The 16,952-nt window shown below is 69.9% G+C and carries 17 protein-coding genes; 6 read left to right on the top strand and 11 right to left on the bottom strand.

Features of this window, described 5'->3' with window-relative positions; genetic code table 11:
* Window positions 1-19 precede the first annotated feature (19 nt).
* The 10 genes from hpnE to OG966_RS34115 all read right to left on the bottom strand — a co-directional run bounded on the left by hpnE (window position 20) and on the right by OG966_RS34115 (window position 10,820).
* Window positions 20-1,408 carry a hydroxysqualene dehydroxylase HpnE gene (hpnE, locus tag OG966_RS34160; protein WP_326653916.1) on the bottom strand — a complete coding sequence of 463 codons (1,389 nt, stop codon included), beginning with the start codon at window positions 1,406-1,408 and terminating at the stop codon, window positions 20-22.
* Between the two features lie 82 nt (window positions 1,409-1,490).
* Window positions 1,491-2,429, bottom strand: coding sequence for a presqualene diphosphate synthase HpnD (gene hpnD / locus OG966_RS34155; protein WP_326653914.1), 939 nt, complete (start codon window positions 2,427-2,429; stop codon window positions 1,491-1,493).
* 8 nt (window positions 2,430-2,437) lie between these two features.
* Window positions 2,438-3,349, bottom strand: coding sequence for a squalene synthase HpnC (gene hpnC, locus OG966_RS34150; protein WP_326653913.1), 912 nt, complete (start codon window positions 3,347-3,349; stop codon window positions 2,438-2,440).
* A gap of 461 nt (window positions 3,350-3,810) precedes the next feature.
* Complete coding sequence (locus OG966_RS34145) at window positions 3,811-4,593, bottom strand: ABC transporter ATP-binding protein (protein WP_326653912.1); 783 nt, start codon at window positions 4,591-4,593, stop codon at window positions 3,811-3,813.
* On the bottom strand, window positions 4,586-5,515 hold the full coding sequence (locus OG966_RS34140) for an ABC transporter permease (protein WP_326653911.1): 930 nt from the start codon (window positions 5,513-5,515) through the stop codon (window positions 4,586-4,588). The genes OG966_RS34145 and OG966_RS34140 overlap by 8 nt, the downstream gene beginning before the upstream one ends.
* A 99-nt stretch (window positions 5,516-5,614) precedes the next feature.
* Window positions 5,615-6,487 (bottom strand): glycosyltransferase family 2 protein, encoded by an 873-nt coding sequence (locus OG966_RS34135; RefSeq protein ID WP_406733680.1) that lies wholly within the window; start codon window positions 6,485-6,487, stop codon window positions 5,615-5,617.
* 8 nt (window positions 6,488-6,495) lie between these two features.
* On the bottom strand, window positions 6,496-7,275 hold the full coding sequence (locus tag OG966_RS34130) for a CDP-alcohol phosphatidyltransferase family protein (RefSeq protein ID WP_326653909.1): 780 nt from the start codon (window positions 7,273-7,275) through the stop codon (window positions 6,496-6,498).
* The gene (locus OG966_RS34125; RefSeq protein ID WP_326653908.1) at window positions 7,253-8,314 is read right to left on the bottom strand and encodes an iron-containing alcohol dehydrogenase family protein; all 1,062 of its coding nucleotides are present in this window, start codon (window positions 8,312-8,314) and stop codon (window positions 7,253-7,255) included. The genes OG966_RS34130 and OG966_RS34125 overlap by 23 nt, the downstream gene beginning before the upstream one ends.
* Window positions 8,302-9,051: a phosphocholine cytidylyltransferase family protein gene (locus OG966_RS34120; RefSeq protein WP_326653907.1), complete on the bottom strand. Its 750-nt coding sequence runs from the start codon at window positions 9,049-9,051 to the stop codon at window positions 8,302-8,304. Before OG966_RS34120 ends, OG966_RS34125 begins: the two co-directional genes overlap by 13 nt.
* Entirely contained in the window at window positions 9,048-10,820 is a 1,773-nt protein-coding gene (locus OG966_RS34115) for a DUF5941 domain-containing protein (RefSeq protein WP_326655490.1), read from the bottom strand. The genes OG966_RS34120 and OG966_RS34115 overlap by 4 nt, the downstream gene beginning before the upstream one ends.
* Here OG966_RS34115 and OG966_RS34110 point away from each other — a divergent pair.
* The 5 genes from OG966_RS34110 (at window position 10,701) to idi (ending at window position 15,419) form a co-directional block, all read left to right on the top strand.
* Entirely contained in the window at window positions 10,701-11,108 is a 408-nt protein-coding gene (locus OG966_RS34110; RefSeq protein ID WP_326653906.1) for a hypothetical protein, read from the top strand. The genes OG966_RS34115 and OG966_RS34110 overlap by 120 nt on opposite strands.
* On the top strand, window positions 11,105-12,088 hold the full coding sequence (gene galE, locus OG966_RS34105) for a UDP-glucose 4-epimerase GalE (RefSeq protein ID WP_326653905.1): 984 nt from the start codon (window positions 11,105-11,107) through the stop codon (window positions 12,086-12,088). The genes OG966_RS34110 and galE overlap by 4 nt, the downstream gene beginning before the upstream one ends.
* Window positions 12,089-12,230: 142 nt before the next feature.
* Window positions 12,231-13,172 (top strand): cation diffusion facilitator family transporter, encoded by a 942-nt coding sequence (locus tag OG966_RS34100; protein ID WP_326653904.1) that lies wholly within the window; start codon window positions 12,231-12,233, stop codon window positions 13,170-13,172.
* A gap of 252 nt (window positions 13,173-13,424) precedes the next feature.
* Window positions 13,425-14,672 (top strand): bifunctional class I SAM-dependent methyltransferase/N-acetyltransferase, encoded by a 1,248-nt coding sequence (locus OG966_RS34095; protein ID WP_326653902.1) that lies wholly within the window; start codon window positions 13,425-13,427, stop codon window positions 14,670-14,672.
* A gap of 153 nt (window positions 14,673-14,825) precedes the next feature.
* Window positions 14,826-15,419: an isopentenyl-diphosphate Delta-isomerase gene (idi, locus tag OG966_RS34090; RefSeq protein ID WP_326653901.1), complete on the top strand. Its 594-nt coding sequence runs from the start codon at window positions 14,826-14,828 to the stop codon at window positions 15,417-15,419.
* A gap of 19 nt (window positions 15,420-15,438) precedes the next feature.
* Here the strand turns inward: idi and OG966_RS34085 are convergent, their stop codons facing one another.
* Window positions 15,439-15,909, bottom strand: coding sequence for an ATP-binding protein (locus tag OG966_RS34085; protein WP_326653899.1), 471 nt, complete (start codon window positions 15,907-15,909; stop codon window positions 15,439-15,441).
* 240 nt (window positions 15,910-16,149) lie between these two features.
* On the opposite strand from OG966_RS34085, the gene OG966_RS34080 reads away from it, so the two are divergent.
* The gene (locus OG966_RS34080; RefSeq protein ID WP_326653898.1) at window positions 16,150-16,950 is read left to right on the top strand and encodes an enoyl-CoA hydratase/isomerase family protein; all 801 of its coding nucleotides are present in this window, start codon (window positions 16,150-16,152) and stop codon (window positions 16,948-16,950) included.
* The last annotated feature ends 2 nt before the right edge of the window (window positions 16,951-16,952 follow it).

Raw genomic sequence — 16,952 nt, 5'->3', positions numbered from 1 at the left:
CTTGTTCCAGTACTCAGGCTCACGCCGCCTCCTTGAGCGGATGTTCATGGGGGCGGCCGAGCGCGGAGAGTGCGGCACCCGCGGCACTGAAGCCGCTGCGCACGGCACTCTCCATGGTCGCGGGCCAGCCGGTGGCGGTCCACGAGCCCGCAAGGTACAGGCCGGGGGCGCGGGTCCGCGCGCCGGGTCGCAGCCTGCCGACTCCCGGGGCCGGGGCGAAGGTTGCCGTCCGCTCCCGGGTCACGAAGAAGTCGCGTACGCCCGCGCCTCGCGCGGCGGGCAACAGCCGTTCCAGCTCGGGAAGATACCGCTCGCGCAGTACGGGTACGGGCGTGTCGATCTCGGCCTCGGCGGCGGACTGGGACAGCGCCAGATACTGGCCGTGCCGCAGCCCCGAGGCTTCGGTGCGGTCGAAGACCCACTGGACCGGAGTACCGAGCGCGGCGAAGAAGGGCCGCCGCAGCACCTTGCGGTCGTACAGGACATGGATGTTGAGGATCGGCGCGGTGCCGATGTCGAGCAGCCGGTCGGGGTCCTCGAGGGCCCCTTCGGGCAGCAGCGCGTGGGTCTCACGCTGCGGTACGGCGAGCACGACGGTGTCCGCCTCCAGCTGCTCGCCGTCCACTTCGACGTGCCAGCGCCCGTGCCCCGCCCGGGAGATGCCCCTGACGCGGGTCGACAGTTCGGTACGTACTCCTGCCGAGTCGAGGGCCTTGCGCGCCAGCGTGTCATGGAGTTCGCCGAGCGGCACACGCGCCCAGCCGATGTCGGCGGCGCCGGGCTCGGAGAGCAGCCCGGTCTTGAAGACCATCGCGGCAAGGCCCATCGAAGCGTTCGGCGCGGTGGCGTTCAGGGTCGCCACGCCGACGAGGTCCCAGAGGGCGTCGATGGTGCGCTGGGACTGGCCGTGGCGGCCCAGCCAGGTGGCGAAGTCGATACCGTCCAGCGCCGGGTCGGCCGGGTCGAGCTTCCCCAGGGCGAGCGCGGCGCGCCCGACACTCGCCCGCTCGGCGAGCGAGAGGTGCGGGTAGGAGGCAAGGCCGGCCGCCAGGTGCAGTGGCACGGGCAGCCCGGTGCGGCGCAGCCGTCCGAGCCGCGGGCCGCGCGCGGGCGCGACATCCAGTACGGGTACGTCCAACCGGTCCTGGAGCGGGGCGAGATGAGCACCCCCGACCCGCTCGAGAAACCAGCGGTACGCGGTGCAGCAGCGCAGATACACATGCTGGCCGTTGTCGACGGTGAGGTCGCCGCGGCGGAAGGAGAAGGCGAGGCCGCCCAGACGAGGACGGCCTTCGACCAGCGTGACGCGGACTCCCGCGCCGGCGAGCTGCAGTGCCGCGGTGACTCCGGCGAGTCCCCCGCCGACCACCACCGCGTGCCGGGACCGCATGTTGTCGTCGTCCGTCATGCGACCTCCCCTCCGGCCGTTGCAGTCAGGGACGCCGCGCCGCGGCGGACGGTTGCCCGCCGTCTGTGCGCGTACGCCGGCATCAGGAACGCCCCCTGAGGGTCCGCCGGGTGATGTGGCGGGCGTCGAGTCCGGACAGGCCGCGCACGGCGACGTACGCCTTCTCGCGTCCGGGCAGGGACACGCGGCCACGCAGCACCGCCTCGGGGTCGCGCTCGATGCGGTCGAGCAGGCGGCGGTAGATGCCCGCCATCGCCGCTACACAGGCGCCGCTGCGCCGGTCGAGCATCGGCAGCAGCCGGTAGCCCTCGGCGAAGAGTGTGCGGGCGCGCCGGACTTCGAAGTGCACCAGGCCGACGAAGTCGGACCCGGGCGGCGGGGTCGCGGTGTGGAAGCCCACGGAGCAGCCGAACTTGGCGAGGTCGTCGGCGGGGAGGTAGGTGCGTCCGCTGCCCGCGTCCTCGCGAATGTCCCTGAGGATGTTGGTGAGTTGGAGGGCGAGTCCGAGGGTGTCGGCGTACTCGGCTGCGCGCTCGGCGCCGGGCGCACCGGGCTGGGTGCCGAACACGCCGAGCGAGAGCCGCCCGATCGCACCCGCGACACACCGGCAGTAGACCTTGAGGTCGTCCCAGGTCTCGTACGTCCCGCCGTGCACGTCCATCAGCACGCCGTTGATGAGTTCGTCGAGCCCGCCGAGCGGGATCGGGAAGCGGCGCGCCGCGTCCGCGAGCGCCACGGCGACCGGGTCGATGTCGTCCTCGTCGACCGCGTCCTGCCGGATCCGGTCCAGCAGGTCCCGGGTGCCCTCGAGCCTGTCCTGCTTGGCCTTCGGCTCGAGCGAGCCGTCGCCGATGTCGTCGACGCGTCGCGAGAACGCGTACAGCGCCGACATCGCCTGGCGCTTCTCGGTCGGCAGCAGCCTGATGCCGTAGGCGAAGTTACGCGCCTGCTGTCCGGTGACGGCCTCGCAGTAGCTGTACGCGGCCTGCACCGGTGCGGACACCTCCGTCGGTCCCTCCATCGTCCGGCTCACCCCTCTCTACGCGCTCTTCGCAAGACCGCTCCCACTTCACGCAGCAGATTCGCCTTGGTGGGCTTGGGCGGTCCTGGCAGGACATCGTGTCCGGCGTCCGCGATCGCGGTGAGGGCGGCGCGCCCGCCGGCCACGAAACCGGCAAGCAGCAGCCGCAGCCTGCCGTGGACGCTACCCACCAGCGGGGTGCCTTCATTCAGCAGGCGCCGGGCGCGTTCGGCTTCGTATGCGACCAGGACGCGCACCGACGCGCTCCCGGTTCCCGCGGCCAGGTCGGCCTCCGTGACGCGGAACCGCTGCATGTCCTCGGCCGGCAGATAGACGCGGTCGCGCCCCAGGTCCTCGGTCACGTCCTGGAGGTGCTCGATGATCTGGAGCGCGGTGCACACGGCGTCGGAGCGGCGTACACGCTCGGGGGTCGCGGTCCCGGTGATCTGCAGCACCAGGCGGCCGACGGGGTTGGCGGACAGCTCGCAGTAGGCGACGAGCTCGTCGTACGTCTTGTAGCGCCGTACCAGCTGGTCCTGGCGGTTGGCCTCGATCAGGCCGAGGAAGGGCTCGGCGGGGAGCGAGCTGCGGCGCACCGTCGGCTGAAGGGCACGCAGCAGGGGGTGACGCGGCGTGGCGTCGAAGACGCGCCGCAGATCGGCCTCGAAGGCGTCCAGCACGGCCAGCCGGTCCTCGGCCAGTGCCGGGTCCACGCCTAGGTGACGGGCGTCCGCGCCGCCGGGAGCGAGGTCACCGTCGCCGATGTCGTCGACGAGGCGGGCGTAGCCGTACACGGCCATCAGGTCGTCGCGCCAGGCGCGCGGCAGGAAGAAGGGGGCCACGGGGAAGTTCTCGTCCGCGGCCTTGTCGAGTGTGGCGCGCGCGGATGTCTCGGGGCGCGCCTCCCGGGTGCCAGTCATGGCGCGCTGCCCGGTGCGGGGACGGCGAAAGCCTCGCGGAGCTGGAGATTTTCCGTCATTGCCGTCACATCTCCCGTTCTACACTGCCGACCCAATACATCCTATTTCGGACACGCCGCCCGTCCTCCCCGCTGAGAGACCGCCCGGCGGACAGGATTCCTAGGGAGTATCGCCCTACTTGCCGCAATTCAGCACCGGTACAGCTTACGTTGTACAACGCCCAGTGATACGTCGGGGTGTTGCGCGCGTTACAAGAACACGTCAATCCCGTCCAACCATCCCTGGCACCCCGGAACTTGACCTTGATGTGACGGTCCCCGCCCGGTGCCGTCGACGGCTCCTGTCCGGCCGTCGCCTCGAAGGACGCGAAAGGCCCCCGCCTGGATGTCACGACGGGAGCCTTTGAACGCGACTGTGAACGGAACGTCGGGCGGAACCTTGATCGAGGCTCCGGGGCCGGACTACTTGCCGGTCTCCTTCTCGTACGCCCTGATGACCTCATCGGTCGGGCCGTCCATCAGGAGTTCGCCCCTCTCCAGCCACAGGACGCGGTCGCAGGTGTCCCTGATCGACTTGGCACCGTGAGAGACCAGGAAGACCGTTCCCGCCTCCTGGCGGAGCTCCCGGATCCGTTCCTCGGAACGGATCTGGAACTTGCGGTCACCGGTCGCCAGAGCCTCGTCGATCATCAGGACGTCGTGGTTCTTGGCCGCGGCGATGGAGAAGCGGAGCCTCGCTCCCATGCCGGAGGAGTAGGTGCGCATCGGAAGGGTGATGAAGTCCCCCTTCTCGTTGATACCGGAGAAGTCCACGATCCCCTCGTAGCGATCGCGGATCTCCTCACGCGTCATACCCATGGCCAGTCCACCGAGAATGACATTGCGCTCGCCGGTCAGATCGCCCATGAGCGCGGCATTGACGCCGAGCAGGGACGGCTGACCGTCGGTGTAGACCTTGCCGCTCTCCGTCGGCAGCAGACCCGCGATGGCCCGCAACAGGGTCGACTTGCCGGAGCCGTTGGTGCCGATCAGACCGATCGCCTCGCCGCGGTACGCGGTGAAGGAGACACCGCGAACCGCGTGCACCTTGCGGATGCCGCGGGCCTCGCCCTTTTCGCGGCGGAGAATGCGGCTCAGCGCCGCGGTGGCGCTGCCCTTGCCGCCGCTGCCGCCGCTGACCCGGTAGACGATGTGCACATCGTCGGCGATGACGGTCGGGATGCGTCCCTGGTTGTTGTCAGCCACGGCCGTACCGCTCCTCAGCCTTCCAGAAATACACAAAGCCGGCGATGCCCAGCAGCACGGCCCAGAGGGCACCTGCCAGCCAGACGTGCGACGGCAGGTTGGACGAGTCGTACCCGTCGATCAGCGCGAACCGGATCAGGTCCATGTAGATGGCCGCCGGGTTGTACATGAGCACCTCGGCGATCCAGGGCGGCTTGCCCTCGAGCATCACCGAGATGGAGAACATGACGCCCGAGGCGTACATCCAGGTGCGCATGATGAACGGCATCAGCTGCGCCAGGTCCGGCGTATTGCTGCCCAGCCTCGCCATGATCAGGGCCAGTCCGATGTTGAACACGAACTGCATCGCGAGCGCGGGCACGATCAGCAGCCAGCTGAGCGACGGATAGCTGCCGAACGAGGCCGCGATGACGAACAGCACGATCATCGAGAACATCAGCTGCTGCAGCTGCTGCAACGCGAACGAGATCGGCAGCGCCGCGCGAGGGAAGTGCAGCGCCCTCACCAGCCCCACATTGCCCGAGATCGCCCGGACACCGGCCATCACCGAGGTCTGGGTGAAGGTGAAGACGAACACACCCGTCACAAGGAAGGGGATGAAGACGGCCTTGTCCATCCCCCGGCCCGAGTTGAGGATCAAGCCGAAGATCATGTAGTAGACCGCCGCGTTCAGCAGCGGGGTCGCCACCTGCCAGAGCTGGCCCAGCTTGGCCTGGCTGTACTGCGCGGTCAGCTTCGCCGAGGAGAACGCCAGGATGAAGTGGCGTCGGCCCCAGAGCTGCCCGATGTATTCGACGAGCCCCGGTCGGGCACCGCTCACCGACAGGCCGTACTTGGCCGCGAGCTGCGCCGAGGTCAGGCCTTCGTCGGGAGATGGCGGGGCGCTCATCGCAATCGCACCGTCATGGGTTGTGTCACTCACAAGTTGAAACTTTCGTGTTCAAGATGCGCGGCAGGTCGTGCTCTGCTTCGGACGTCCCCGGTCCTGGGAGTACGCCCGATGGTCCCAGACCCGAGCTTGTCAGACGATGGGAGGTCGGCCCAGTCGGGTGAGCCGCCATACCGTACGCCACTTCATGGGCCGACGGGGACCGCAGGGCGTCCGCCAGCCCTCTCCGAAGCCGCGGAACCAGGCCTTCAGCGCGGACACCGAAGGGCGCCGGGCCAGCGTGAGAAGCACCCAGACACCGAGATAGACGGGGACCAGCGGCGCCGGGAGATTCCGGCGGGCGAGCCAGACCCGGTTGCGGGCCACCATGCGGTGGTATACAGCGTGCCGGGAGGGCGGCATCGTCGGGTGGAACAGCACCATGTCCGAGCGGTAGTCGATCGCCCAGCCGGCATCCAGCGCCCGCCAGGCGAGATCCGTCTCCTCATGAGCGTAGAAGAACTCGTCGGGCAGTCCGCCGACCTCGGCGAGGACCTCCGTACGCACGGCATTGGCGCCGCCCAGGAAGGTCGTCACCCGCGAGGAGCGCATCGGGTCGGAGGCACGCAGCCGCGGGACGTGGCGGCGCTGGGTGAGCCCGGTCTCCGGGTCGGCGATCCGGAAGCTGACGATGCCCAGCTTCGGATCGGCCTCGAAGGCCTGGCGCACCAGCTCGCCGGTGTCGCTGTTGGGCAGCAGTCCGTCGTCGTCCAGGAACAGCAGTACGTCGACGCCTGAGCCGGACGGGCCGAAGGCCTCGATGCCGACGTTGCGACCGCCCGGGATGCCCAGGTTGTCGGGCAGGTCCACGGTGCGTACACCCTCGGGGACATCGGTCACCGGGGCGCCGTTGCCGACGACGACCACCTCGATCGGGTCGCCGTCCTGCTTGGCGACCGAGTCGAGGAGAGCGCGCAGATCGTCGGGGCGGTTACCCATCGTGATGATGACCGCGCCGAGCTTCATGGGCGTACTCACTTGAGCCTGCTCGAGGCCAGGATGGACACCAGGTGCAGCAGCGTCTGGAGCAGCGCGATGCCGGCCAGCACGGCGACGCCGAGGCGCGAGAAGAACAGGTCGCCCCGGACCGCGTCCAGGACGGCGAGCACCAGGATGAGCAGGGACGCCTCGATGCCGAGGACGAGCCGGTGGAACTTCAGCGCGCCGGCGGCCCGGCGGGCCAGTGCCATGCCGGACGAGCGGGGCTCGGACGCCGCCTCCTTGACCGGCGGCAGCCCGCCCTGGTGGCGGGCGACCCCGACCAGGTCGGTCTCGGCCTTGATCAGGATCGCGCCGAGCGCGGCGAGGGTGCCGAGGAAGGCCCACAGCCAGTCGATCCGCCCGGGGCCCCACAGGTCGGAGGCGCGCAGGCCGAAGCCGACCAGGACCGCCGCGTCGCACAGGTAGGCGCCGACGCGGTCCAGGTACACGCCGGAGAGCGAGAACTGCTTCTTCCAGCGGGCGACCTCGCCGTCGACGCAGTCGAGCAGCAGGTAGAGCTGGACCGCCACGACGCCGAGGACGGCGCCCCAGACGCCCGGGACGAGCAGGGCGGGGGCCGCGAGGACGCCGCAGAGGGTCATCAGGTAGGTCAGCTGGTTCGGCGTGACCTTCGTGGTGACCAGGCGGCGGGTGATGCGCAGGGAGATCTCGCGCATGTACAGGCGGCCGCCCCAGTGCTCGCCGCTTCGCCGGTCCTTCACTCCCTCCGGGTGAACGACCGGACGGAGTTCAGCTACTGATGGTCTTGGCATAGTCGGCGTACGCGTCCCTGATCTGATCGGTGGTGAGGTCAAGGTGCTCGAGGATGGTGAAGCGGCCCGGACGGGTCTGCGGTGCGTACTCCACGGCCTTGACGAACTCGTCCGTGGAGAACCCGATTTCCTCGGGCAGCACTGGCAGGCCGTGTCTGCGCAGCACCTCGGCGAAGAGTCCCGCGTCCTCGCGGGCACCGCGCAGATGCATCGCGAAGGCGGCGCCGAGGCCCACCTGCTCGCCGTGGAGCGCTGAGCGCTTGGGGTACAGCAGGTCGAAGGCGTGGTTGATCTCGTGGCAGGCACCGGAGGCGGGCCGGCTGTCGCCGGCTACCGACATCGAGATACCCGTCAGGACCAGCCCTTCGGCGAGGACGGTGAGGAAGGCGTCGTCACCGATGCCACCGGGATGCCGGAGCACTGCCTCGCCGGCCTGACGGGCCATTGCGGCGGCCAGTCCGTCGATGGATTCGCCGGTCAGCCGGTGGGAGAGCTCCCAGTCGGCGACACACGAGATGTTCGAGATCGCGTCACCGATGCCGGAACGCACGTAGCGCACCGGGGCGTCGCGGACCACATCCAGGTCGATGACGACGGCGATCGGCGTGGGGACTCCGTAGGAGCCCCGGCCGTTGTCGTTGTCGAGCGTGGCGACCGGGGAGCAGAGCCCGTCGTGCGCGAGGTTCGTGGCGACTGCGACCATCGGCATGCCGACGCGGGCCGCGGCGTACTTCGCCACGTCGATGATCTTTCCGCCGCCGAGGCCGACGACCGCGTCGTATCGCTTGCCCTTGATGTCGTCGGCCAGCTGTACGGCCGAGTCGATCGTGCCGTCGGCGACCGAGTACCAGTCGGCGCCGGGCAGGACCGGTGCCAGCCGTTCGCGCAGCGCCTTGCCGGAGCCGCCGCTGATCGCGACGGCGAGCCGGCCGGAGCTGGAGATCCGCTGGTCGGCGAGGAGACCGGCCAGGTCGTCCAGCGCCCCTGGTCCGATGTCGACGACGACGGGGGACGGGATCAGTCGGGTCAGTACAGGCACGCGATCTCACGGCCCTTCGCGAGGTCGTCGTGGTTGTCGATCTCGACCCACTTGACGTCGCCGATGGGGGCCACGTCGACGGTGAAGCCGCGGTTCACGAGCTCCTGGTAGCCGTCCTCGTAGTAGAGGTCGGGGTCCCGCTCGAAGGTGGTCTTCAGCGCGTCCGCCAGCTCGTCGGCGGCCTCGGGCTCGATGAGGGTGACGCCGATGTACTCGCCGGTGGCGTCAGCCGGGTCCATCAGCTTGGTGATGCGCCGAACGCCCTTGTCGCCGTCCGTGATGACCTTCATCTCCTCGTCGGCGAGATGCTTCACCGTGTCGAGGGCGAGGATGATCTTCTGGCCGTTGCCGCGGGCGGCGAGCAGGGTCCGCTCGACGGAGACCGGGTGGACGGTGTCGCCGTTGGCGAGGATGACGCCCTGCTTGATGACGTCACGGGCGCACCACAGGGAGTAGGCGTTGTTCCACTCCTCGGCCTTGTCGTTGTCGACGAGAGTCAGCTTGAGGCCGTACTTCGCCTCGAGGGCGGCCTTGCGCTCGTACACGGCCTCCTTGCGGTAGCCGACGACTATGGCGGCCTCCATGAGTCCGATCTCCGCGAAGTTACCCAGGGTGATGTCGAGGACGGTGGTGGACCCGACTCCCGCGGGGTCCACGGGCACGAGGGCCTTCGGGAGCGTGTCGGTGTAGGGGCGCAGACGCCGTCCGGCACCGGCTGCCAGTACAAGGCCGATCATGCGGGTTCTCCTTCGTCATGTACGGCGGGTGCTCCGGAGGACACCCAGAAGCGGATGCTCTCGACGAGCACCACGAGTGCCACGGCCACAGCAAGAACCGTCAGCGCGGTGGTGAAGTCCGAGTTGTTGAGCAGGGCGGCCAGCAGCGCGACTGCCAGGATCCGTCCTTCGTGCCCGCCGGTCGCCCGCACCAGCCAGTGCGGGGGCGCGCCCGTACCGCCGCGGATGCGGTACACCGTGTCGTAGTGATGGTAGGCGACTGCCGCCACCAGCCCGAAGGCCGCGGGCAACGCCCCGTTCACGTCGGCGCGGGCCGCGAGCACCAGGATGGTGCCGTATTCGGCGGCCCTGAACACCGGTGGGACGAGCCAGTCGAGTGCGCCCTTGAGGGGGCGGGCGACGGCGAGGCCCGAAGTGATGACATACACCACAGCGGCGAGGACGGGCCATACGGTGCCGTAGCCGGTGAAGGCCGCGGTCGCCACGAGAACGGCGCCGCCGGTCACGGCGGTCGCGAGCGGCAGGAACCCGGGAAGGCTCCGCGCGCGCGTCGCGGAGGAGCGCGCGACGGCTTCGGCGAGCGGGCCCGAGTCGGCGAGGTCCGCGAGCGCCCGGGCGGCGCGGTCGGTCCTCTGTGCCTTGCGGGTCAGCGAGCGCAGGACGCGGCCGGCGGTGGTGTAGCAGGCGGCCAGTCCGCAGCCGATGAGCAGCGCGTAGAAGACGATCCGAGGGGTGGTCACGGCGGTGAGCACGGCGATCATCGCCCAGCGCTCGCCGATCGGCAGCACGATCATCCGGCGCACCCAGACCGTCCAGCCGACGCTGTCGAGCTTGTCTGAGAGGGCAGCCGTGGGACTGGTGTTGGCCGTCGCGTCGTGGTTCGCCTCGTTGAAGGAGAAGTCGACGACGTGCCGACAGGTCTGCAGCACCATCGCGCCGAGCGCCAGCGCCCAGACGTCATCACCGCTGCGGGCGGCGCCGAGGGCGAGGCCCGCGTAGTAGGCGTACTCCTTGGCACGGTCGAAGGTCGCGTCCAGCCAGGCGCCCATCGTCGAGTACTGCAGCGAGTAGCGGGCGAGCTGCCCGTCGGTGCAGTCCAGGACGAAGGAGAAGAGCAGCAGCAGGCCGGCCGCGATGTATCCGGCGCGGGTGCCTGTGGCCGCGCCGGCTGCCGCTATCAGTGCGGTGAGCAGCGAGGCGGTGGTGACCTGGTTGGGGGTGAATCCGCGGCCGGCGCACCAGCGGGCGAGGTAGCGCGAGTACGGGCTGACGCAGAAGGTGGTGAAGAACCCGTCGCGGGCCTTCACGGCCGAGCGCAGGCGTACGGCTTCGTCATCGACCGAGGCGACGGCCTGCCTGGCCTCGTTCCGGGCCTGGGGGTCGCCGGGGACGGTCGCGACGAGCGACCCGAGCTCGGGCCGGTGCACGGCCGGGCCGTCGGCGTCGAGGGCGGCGGCGAGCACATCGGGCAGCACCGCGGTCTGGACGGCCGACAGGGTGTCGCTGTCGTCGCTCACGCCGTCGGCCCGTGCGGCGGCCGACAGGGCGCGGCTCAGGGCAGTCCGCGCCTCGGGCCGCGCGGTGAGCGCGCCCGGGACCGCGGCAGCCGGGAAACGTGGATCGGTCAGTGCCAGCCGCAGGGCGTGGACATGCCCGACGAAGTGGGGATCGACGACGGCGACGCGGTCGGCGACCGGTACGGCGTCGATCAGCGCTGCGGCGCCCTCGGCGCCGGAAGCTACCCGTACGTCAAAGCCCAGCGACCGCAGATCGCCCTCGAGCGACGATCCGGGTACCGGCGGACCGGTGAGGATGGCGGTCGACAGACGAACTCACTCCTTGGAACTGACAGTGCGGGTGCGCGGCGGCTCGGCCCGGCCTACCCGGGCGGCGGCACGTCGGCAGAGGCTATCGGATGTACGGAAGCGGGATTTCACTGGCCGTTTACGTTCCGCTCGGCATGGACCGGACCCGAAGGGCCCGCCGCGATCATCATCGTCGATCCATGCCTCGCCCGACAAACCGCGGCAGGGCAGGGCCTAGGGTGGTCGGCATGACGTGGCTGATCACAGGTGGGGCGGGGTACATCGGAGCGCATGTGGCGCGGGCCATGACGGCGGCAGGTGAGCGGGTCGTGGTCCTCGACGATGTCTCGTCGGGCGTCGTGGAGCGGCTGCCGGAGGGAATCCCGCTGGTGCGCGGGGCGGTCCTGGACCGGGAGCTGCTGGACCGCACGCTCGCCGAGCACGCTGTGACCGGTGTCGTACATCTCGCGGCGAAGAAGCAGGTGGGAGAGTCCGTCGAGCAGCCGCTGCACTACTACCGGGAGAATGTGCACGGTCTGACGGTGCTCCTGGAGGCGGTCGTCGAGGCAGGCGTGAAGCGGTTCCTCTTCTCGTCCTCGGCCGCCGTGTACGGCGTACCGGAGATGGACCTGATCCCCGAGTCCGCTCCGTGCGAGCCGATCAACCCGTACGGCGAGACCAAGCTGGCGGGCGAGTGGCTGGTCCGGGCCGCCGGCCGGGCGCACTCCCTGTCCACCGCCTGCCTGCGTTACTTCAATGTCGCGGGCGCGGAGCGGCCGGAGCTGGCCGACACCGGGGTGTTCAACATCATTCCGATGTTCTTCGACCGGATCACCCGCGGTGAGGCTCCGCGGATCTTCGGCGCCGACTACCCGACCCCGGACGGCACCTGCATCCGCGACTACATCCATGTCTCGGATCTGGCCGACGCCCATCTCGCGGTCGCGCGCAGGCTGGCCGAGCAGGAGGGCGGCGGAGATCTGACGGTCAACATCGGCCGTGGGGTCGGCGTCTCGGTGCGCGAACTCGCCGATCTGGTGGCCGATGTCACGGGATACGCCGGCGAGCCGGTCGTCGAGGCGCGCCGTCCCGGCGATGCCGCGAAGGCCGTCGCCTCGGTCGATCTGATCGCCAAGGAGCTGGACTGGACGTCCTCGCGAGGGGTGCGCGAGATGGTCGAGTCGGCCTGGGACGGCTGGTGCCTGCGGCACCCTGAGGCCCGGATCAAATGATCTTGTCAGCGCCCTGACCTGCGGTCATTTCCGCAGGTCAGGCGATATGACAACGGTGTTCAGTGCCGTGTTTGCCCGATACCCCCCACCCGTAGTTCACTGAGGTCTCGGCAGATCGTTTCGACGACCAGGAGGCGTCCTCATGGGGGCTGGGCACGACCACGGGCACTCGCACGGCGGACCGCCGCCGACCGGCACCGCGGCCGCGGCCTACCAGGGACGGCTGCGCATCGCGCTCGCCATCACACTGAGCGTGATGGTCCTGGAGATCGTCGGCGGCTTCCTCTCCGACTCCCTCGCCCTGATCGCCGACGCCGCCCATATGGCGACGGACGGGGTCGGCCTCGCGATGGCGCTGCTGGCGATCCACTTCGCCAACCGCCCGGCCGTACAGAACCGCACCTTCGGCTTCGCACGGGCCGAAATCCTCGCGGCCCTCGCCAACTGTCTGCTGCTGCTCGGAGTCGGCGGGTATCTGCTGTACGAGGCGGTGCAGCGCTTCATCACGCCGGCCGAGACCAAGGGAGGGCTGACCATCGCCTTCGCCCTCATCGGTCTCGTCGCCAACATGATCTCGCTCTCCCTGCTGGTGCGCGGCCAGAAGGAGAGCCTCAATGTGCGCGGGGCGTATCTGGAGGTGCTCGCGGACACCCTCGGCTCGCTCACGGTGCTGGTGTCGGCCGGCATCATCCTCGCCACCGGCTGGCAGCCGGCCGACCCCATCGCGTCGCTGGTCATCGGCCTCATGATCGTGCCGCGCACCTGGAAACTGCTGCGGGAAACCCTCAACGTGCTGCTGGAGGCGGCTCCCAAGGGCGTCGACATGGGTGAGGTGCGGGCGCACATCGTCGCTCTTCCCGGGGTGGAAGACGTGCACGATCTGCACGCCTGGACGATCACCTCCGGCATGCCCGTGCTCTCCGCGCATGTGGTGGTGAGCCAGGACGCCCTGGACACGGTCGGCCACGAGAAGATGCTGCACAATCTGCAAGGCTGCATCGGAGATCACTTCGATGTCGAGCACTGCACCTTCCAGTTGGAGCCCATCGGTCACGCGGAGCACGAGGCCAGGCTCTGCCACTGAGCGCTGCCAGTCTTGCCGCCACGCTTGAGAGGAGCTGAGTTGATGACCGTCGCGGTGAAGGCTGCCCCGCGCAGCGCCCGGCCCATCCTCGCTTCCGGGCTCTCGGCCGACAGGTGATCCCGCGTCACGCGATCACGTGCGTCTGACCCGATCGGGCACTTCCGGCCTGATCCGGTACTTCCGACCTGATCGCGTAGGCCCGACCTGATCTCACATGTCGGCCGGAGCCCGCACACATCAAGGATTCCCACGTTGTCCGACAACGCTCTCCACAACGCTTTCTTCGCCCTGCACCACGGTCTTCCGCGGCAGGGCCCCGGTTCCGACGACACCTCCCGTCGGCTGCTCGCCCTCACCGGGCCGCTGCCGGCACGTCCACGCGTGCTCGATCTGGGCTGCGGCCCGGGCCGGTCCGCCCTGCTGCTGGCCGCCGAGGCCGGTGCGCAGGTGACCGCGGTCGATCTGCACGAGCCGTTCCTCGACGAGCTGCGGCACACCGCCGGGGCCCGCGGGCTCGGTGACGCGATCCGTACCGTCAACGCCGACATGGCAGAACTTCCCTTCCCCGACGGCTCGTTCGACCTCGTCTGGGCGGAGAGTTCCGCGTACGGGATCGGCTTCGACAACGCTCTGCGGCAGTGGCGGCGGCTGCTCGCGCCGGGCGGCTCGCTGGTTCTCACCGAGTGCGAGTGGACGGCCGGGGACCCCTCCGCCGAGGCCCGTGCCTTCTGGGACCAGCACTACGCGCTGCGCACCACCGTCGAGAACACCTCGGCGGCGGTCGTGGCGGGCTACACCGTCCTCGGGGTACACCGCCAGCCCGAGAGCGACTGGGACGAGTACTACGGCCCGCTCGCCGAGCGGGCCGACACCGCGGACGCCGCGGTTCCCGGCATGGCGCAGGCGCTCGCGGCCACCCGGGCGGAGATCGCCATGCGCCGTGAGCACAGCACCGAGTACGGCTACACCGGCTACGCGCTGCGTCCCACCGACACACGCTGGCGCACCCGGCCGGAGACCGCGGCCGACATCCCGGCCGTGCACGCCGTCAATTCCGCGGCGTTCGGGACCACGGAGGAGGCGGCCCTGGTGGACTCGCTGCGTCTGGACAGTGCGGCGTGGCTGCCCGGGACGTCGTACGTCGCCGAAGCGGCGGACGGCACGGTGGCGGCGTACGCACTGCTCACCCGGTGCCATGTGGGGGACGTTCCCGCCTTGACGCTCGCGCCGGTCGCGGTGGCTCCCGAACACCAGCGCAAGGGCGCCGGGCAGGCGGTCGTCCGGGCCGTGCTGGATCTGGCCAGGGTGCGCGGGGAACGGCTCGTCCTGGTCCTCGGACATCCCGGCTACTACCCGAGGTTCGGTTTCGAACCGGCCGAACGGTACGGAATCAGGCCAACCTTCGAGGTGGCCGAGGAGGCGATGATGGTCCTCGTGCTCGACGGCTCGGGGGGCGTGCCGCGCGGCACGATCCGCTATCCGGCGGCCTTCGGGGTCTGATGAGTTCTGATGAATTCTGGTGAGTAGGGTCGCCCTCGCCGCGTGCACGCGGCGAGGGCGGACATGCCCGACCTGCCGAAGTGCGGACAAGCCGCTTTTGTACGGCAGACTGGGCAGGCCCCGCAGGGCCGAGGACCACAGCGAAGGATGGGTATGCCGACCACACCAGCCACCGCGGCGAACAGCTCGTCGAACGGCGCACCAGAAGCGATCCTGCTCGAACTGGTCGACGAGTACGGCACCACCATCGGCACCGCGGAAAAGCTCTCCGCACATCAGGCGCCCGGACAGCTGCACCGGGCGTTCTCCGTGTTCCTCTTCGACGAGCAGGGGCGGCTGCTGCTCCAGCGCCGTGCGCTGGGCAAGTACCACTCCCCCGGCGTCTGGTCGAACACCTGCTGCGGCCACCCGTACCCCGGCGAGGCCCCGTTCGCGGCCGCCGCCCGGCGAACGCACGAGGAGCTGGGCATCTCGCCCTCGCTGCTCGCCGAGGCGGGCACGGTCCGATACAACCACCCGGACCCGGACTCGGGCCTGGTCGAGCAGGAGTACAACCACCTCTTCGTCGGGATGGCGCAGGCTCCCCTGCGGCCGGACCCGGAGGAGGTGGGCGAGACGGCCTTCGTGACGCCGAAGGAGCTGACCGACCGGCACGCGGAGGCGCCGTTCTCGGCGTGGTTCATGACCGTGCTGGAAGCGGCGCGGCCGGCGATCAGGGAGCTCACAGGGCCGTCCGGGGGCTGGTGAGGCAAGCCGGTGCGGCGGTCTACAGCGGCGCGCTGTCGCCGACCGGCTTCAGCGGCAGCGCGACCCAGATGATCTTGCCGCCGCTCGCGGTGTGCTCGACGTCGCACGATCCGCCCGCCTCCAGGGTGATCTCCCGTACGAGCAGCAGTCCGCGGCCGCCCGTCTGTGCGTAGTCCGTCTCCAGAGCCTTGGGCCGGTAGGGGTGGTTGTCCTCGACGGAAACGCGGATCCACTCCGCGCCGATGGCGACCTCGACGGCGACCTCGGGCGAGAGCAGCGCCGCGTGCCGTACGGCATTGGTGACCAGCTCGGAAACGATCAGCAGCAGTCCCTGGACGAGATCGTCCTGGGCCGGTACGCCCTGGCGGTTCAGCAGATCACGTACGGCATGCCTGGCCTGCGGAACCGATACGTCGACGGCAGGAGCGGTGAATCGCCAGACGCCCTCGTACGACAGTGGCCGGGCCGGGACGCTCCCGCGGCTCTCCATAGGCCGGCACCCACCCTCGGATCGATTACCGCTGACCATCGAGTAATAAGTGTTGGGAGTCAGTTGGTCCGGACCGGGTCGCTGAACGGAAGTCAGCGCCAATCGACGGTTTTTGACCGGGTGCGTATGACAGCGTCAGGAGTGCGACTGTTCCTGATCTTCTTCTGGCCGCTTCGCCGGCTCCGTGACGACGCTCTCCAAAGGATCATAGGTTCGGGTCCGGCGGATAGCATCCGGCTCATGGAGCCGCCCCAGTCGTCCGAGCCGCACGCGCACTCGCACTCGCACTCGCACTCGCACTCGCCGCAGTTGACGCACACCGTCGCGGACGGTGTCGCCACCGTCCGCATCAGCAATCCCGCCAAGCGCAATGCCATGACCGCCGGGATGTGGCGGGCGCTGCCCGAGTTGCTCGGACAGCTGGCGACGGACGAGGCGGTACGGGTGCTGGTGCTGACAGGCGAGGGCCCGACCTTCTGCGCCGGCGCCGACATCTCCTCGCTGCGTGAGCCCGGCGAGGCCCCCCAGTCGCTGGCCGTACGGGCCGAGGAGGCGCTGGCCGCGTTCCCGAAGCCCACGCTTGCTGCGGTGCGCGGCTACTGCGTGGGCGGCGGCTGCCAGCTGGCCGCGGCGTGCGATCTGCGGTTCGCGGAGGAGGGCGCTCTGTTCGGCGTGACGCCGGCGAAACTCGGAATCGTCTACCCGTCCTCCTCCACCCGGCGGCTGGTCTCGCTGGTGGGTCCGGCCGCCGCCAAGTATCTGCTGTTCTCCGCCGAGTTGATCGATACACAGCGGGCGCTGCGGACCGGTCTGGTGGACGAGGTGCTGCCGGGCGCCGAACTGGGCAAGCGGGTGGCGGAGTTCACCAGGATCATCGCGTCGCGCTCCCAGCTCACCCAGGCCGCGGCGAAGGAGTTCGCCACGGGCCGCACCGACCGTGACACGCACTGGGAGGAGCAGGCGCGCGGCAGCGGCGACCCCGCGGAGGGGGTCGCCGCCTTCCTGGAGCGCAGAGCGCCCCGGTTCACCTGGACCACCTGATC

Source organism: Streptomyces sp. NBC_01750, from assembly GCF_035918095.1.
Taxonomy (GTDB): domain Bacteria; phylum Actinomycetota; class Actinomycetes; order Streptomycetales; family Streptomycetaceae; genus Streptomyces.
Note: the sequence above shows the minus strand (reverse complement) of the source record. Positions and strands in the feature narration are given on the sequence as shown.

Excerpts from the sequence above, each read along its gene's own strand:
- OG966_RS34085 (WP_326653899.1), bottom strand. The coding sequence starts at position 15,909 with ATGGAGAGCCGCGGGAGCGTCCCGGCCCGGCCACTGTCGTACGAGGGC.
- hpnE (WP_326653916.1), bottom strand. The coding sequence starts at position 1,408 with ATGACGGACGACGACAACATGCGGTCCCGGCACGCGGTGGTGGTCGGC.
- OG966_RS34110 (WP_326653906.1), top strand. The coding sequence starts at position 10,701 with ATGCCCGACGAAGTGGGGATCGACGACGGCGACGCGGTCGGCGACCGG.
- OG966_RS34135 (WP_406733680.1), bottom strand. The coding sequence starts at position 6,487 with ATGAAGCTCGGCGCGGTCATCATCACGATGGGTAACCGCCCCGACGAT.
- OG966_RS34120 (WP_326653907.1), bottom strand. The coding sequence starts at position 9,051 with ATGATCGGCCTTGTACTGGCAGCCGGTGCCGGACGGCGTCTGCGCCCC.
- OG966_RS34130 (WP_326653909.1), bottom strand. The coding sequence starts at position 7,275 with ATGCCAAGACCATCAGTAGCTGAACTCCGTCCGGTCGTTCACCCGGAG.
- hpnC (WP_326653913.1), bottom strand. The coding sequence starts at position 3,349 with ATGACTGGCACCCGGGAGGCGCGCCCCGAGACATCCGCGCGCGCCACA.
- galE (WP_326653905.1), top strand. The coding sequence starts at position 11,105 with ATGACGTGGCTGATCACAGGTGGGGCGGGGTACATCGGAGCGCATGTG.
- hpnD (WP_326653914.1), bottom strand. The coding sequence starts at position 2,429 with ATGGAGGGACCGACGGAGGTGTCCGCACCGGTGCAGGCCGCGTACAGC.
- OG966_RS34100 (WP_326653904.1), top strand. The coding sequence starts at position 12,231 with ATGGGGGCTGGGCACGACCACGGGCACTCGCACGGCGGACCGCCGCCG.
- OG966_RS34080 (WP_326653898.1), top strand. The coding sequence starts at position 16,150 with ATGGAGCCGCCCCAGTCGTCCGAGCCGCACGCGCACTCGCACTCGCAC.
- idi (WP_326653901.1), top strand. The coding sequence starts at position 14,826 with ATGCCGACCACACCAGCCACCGCGGCGAACAGCTCGTCGAACGGCGCA.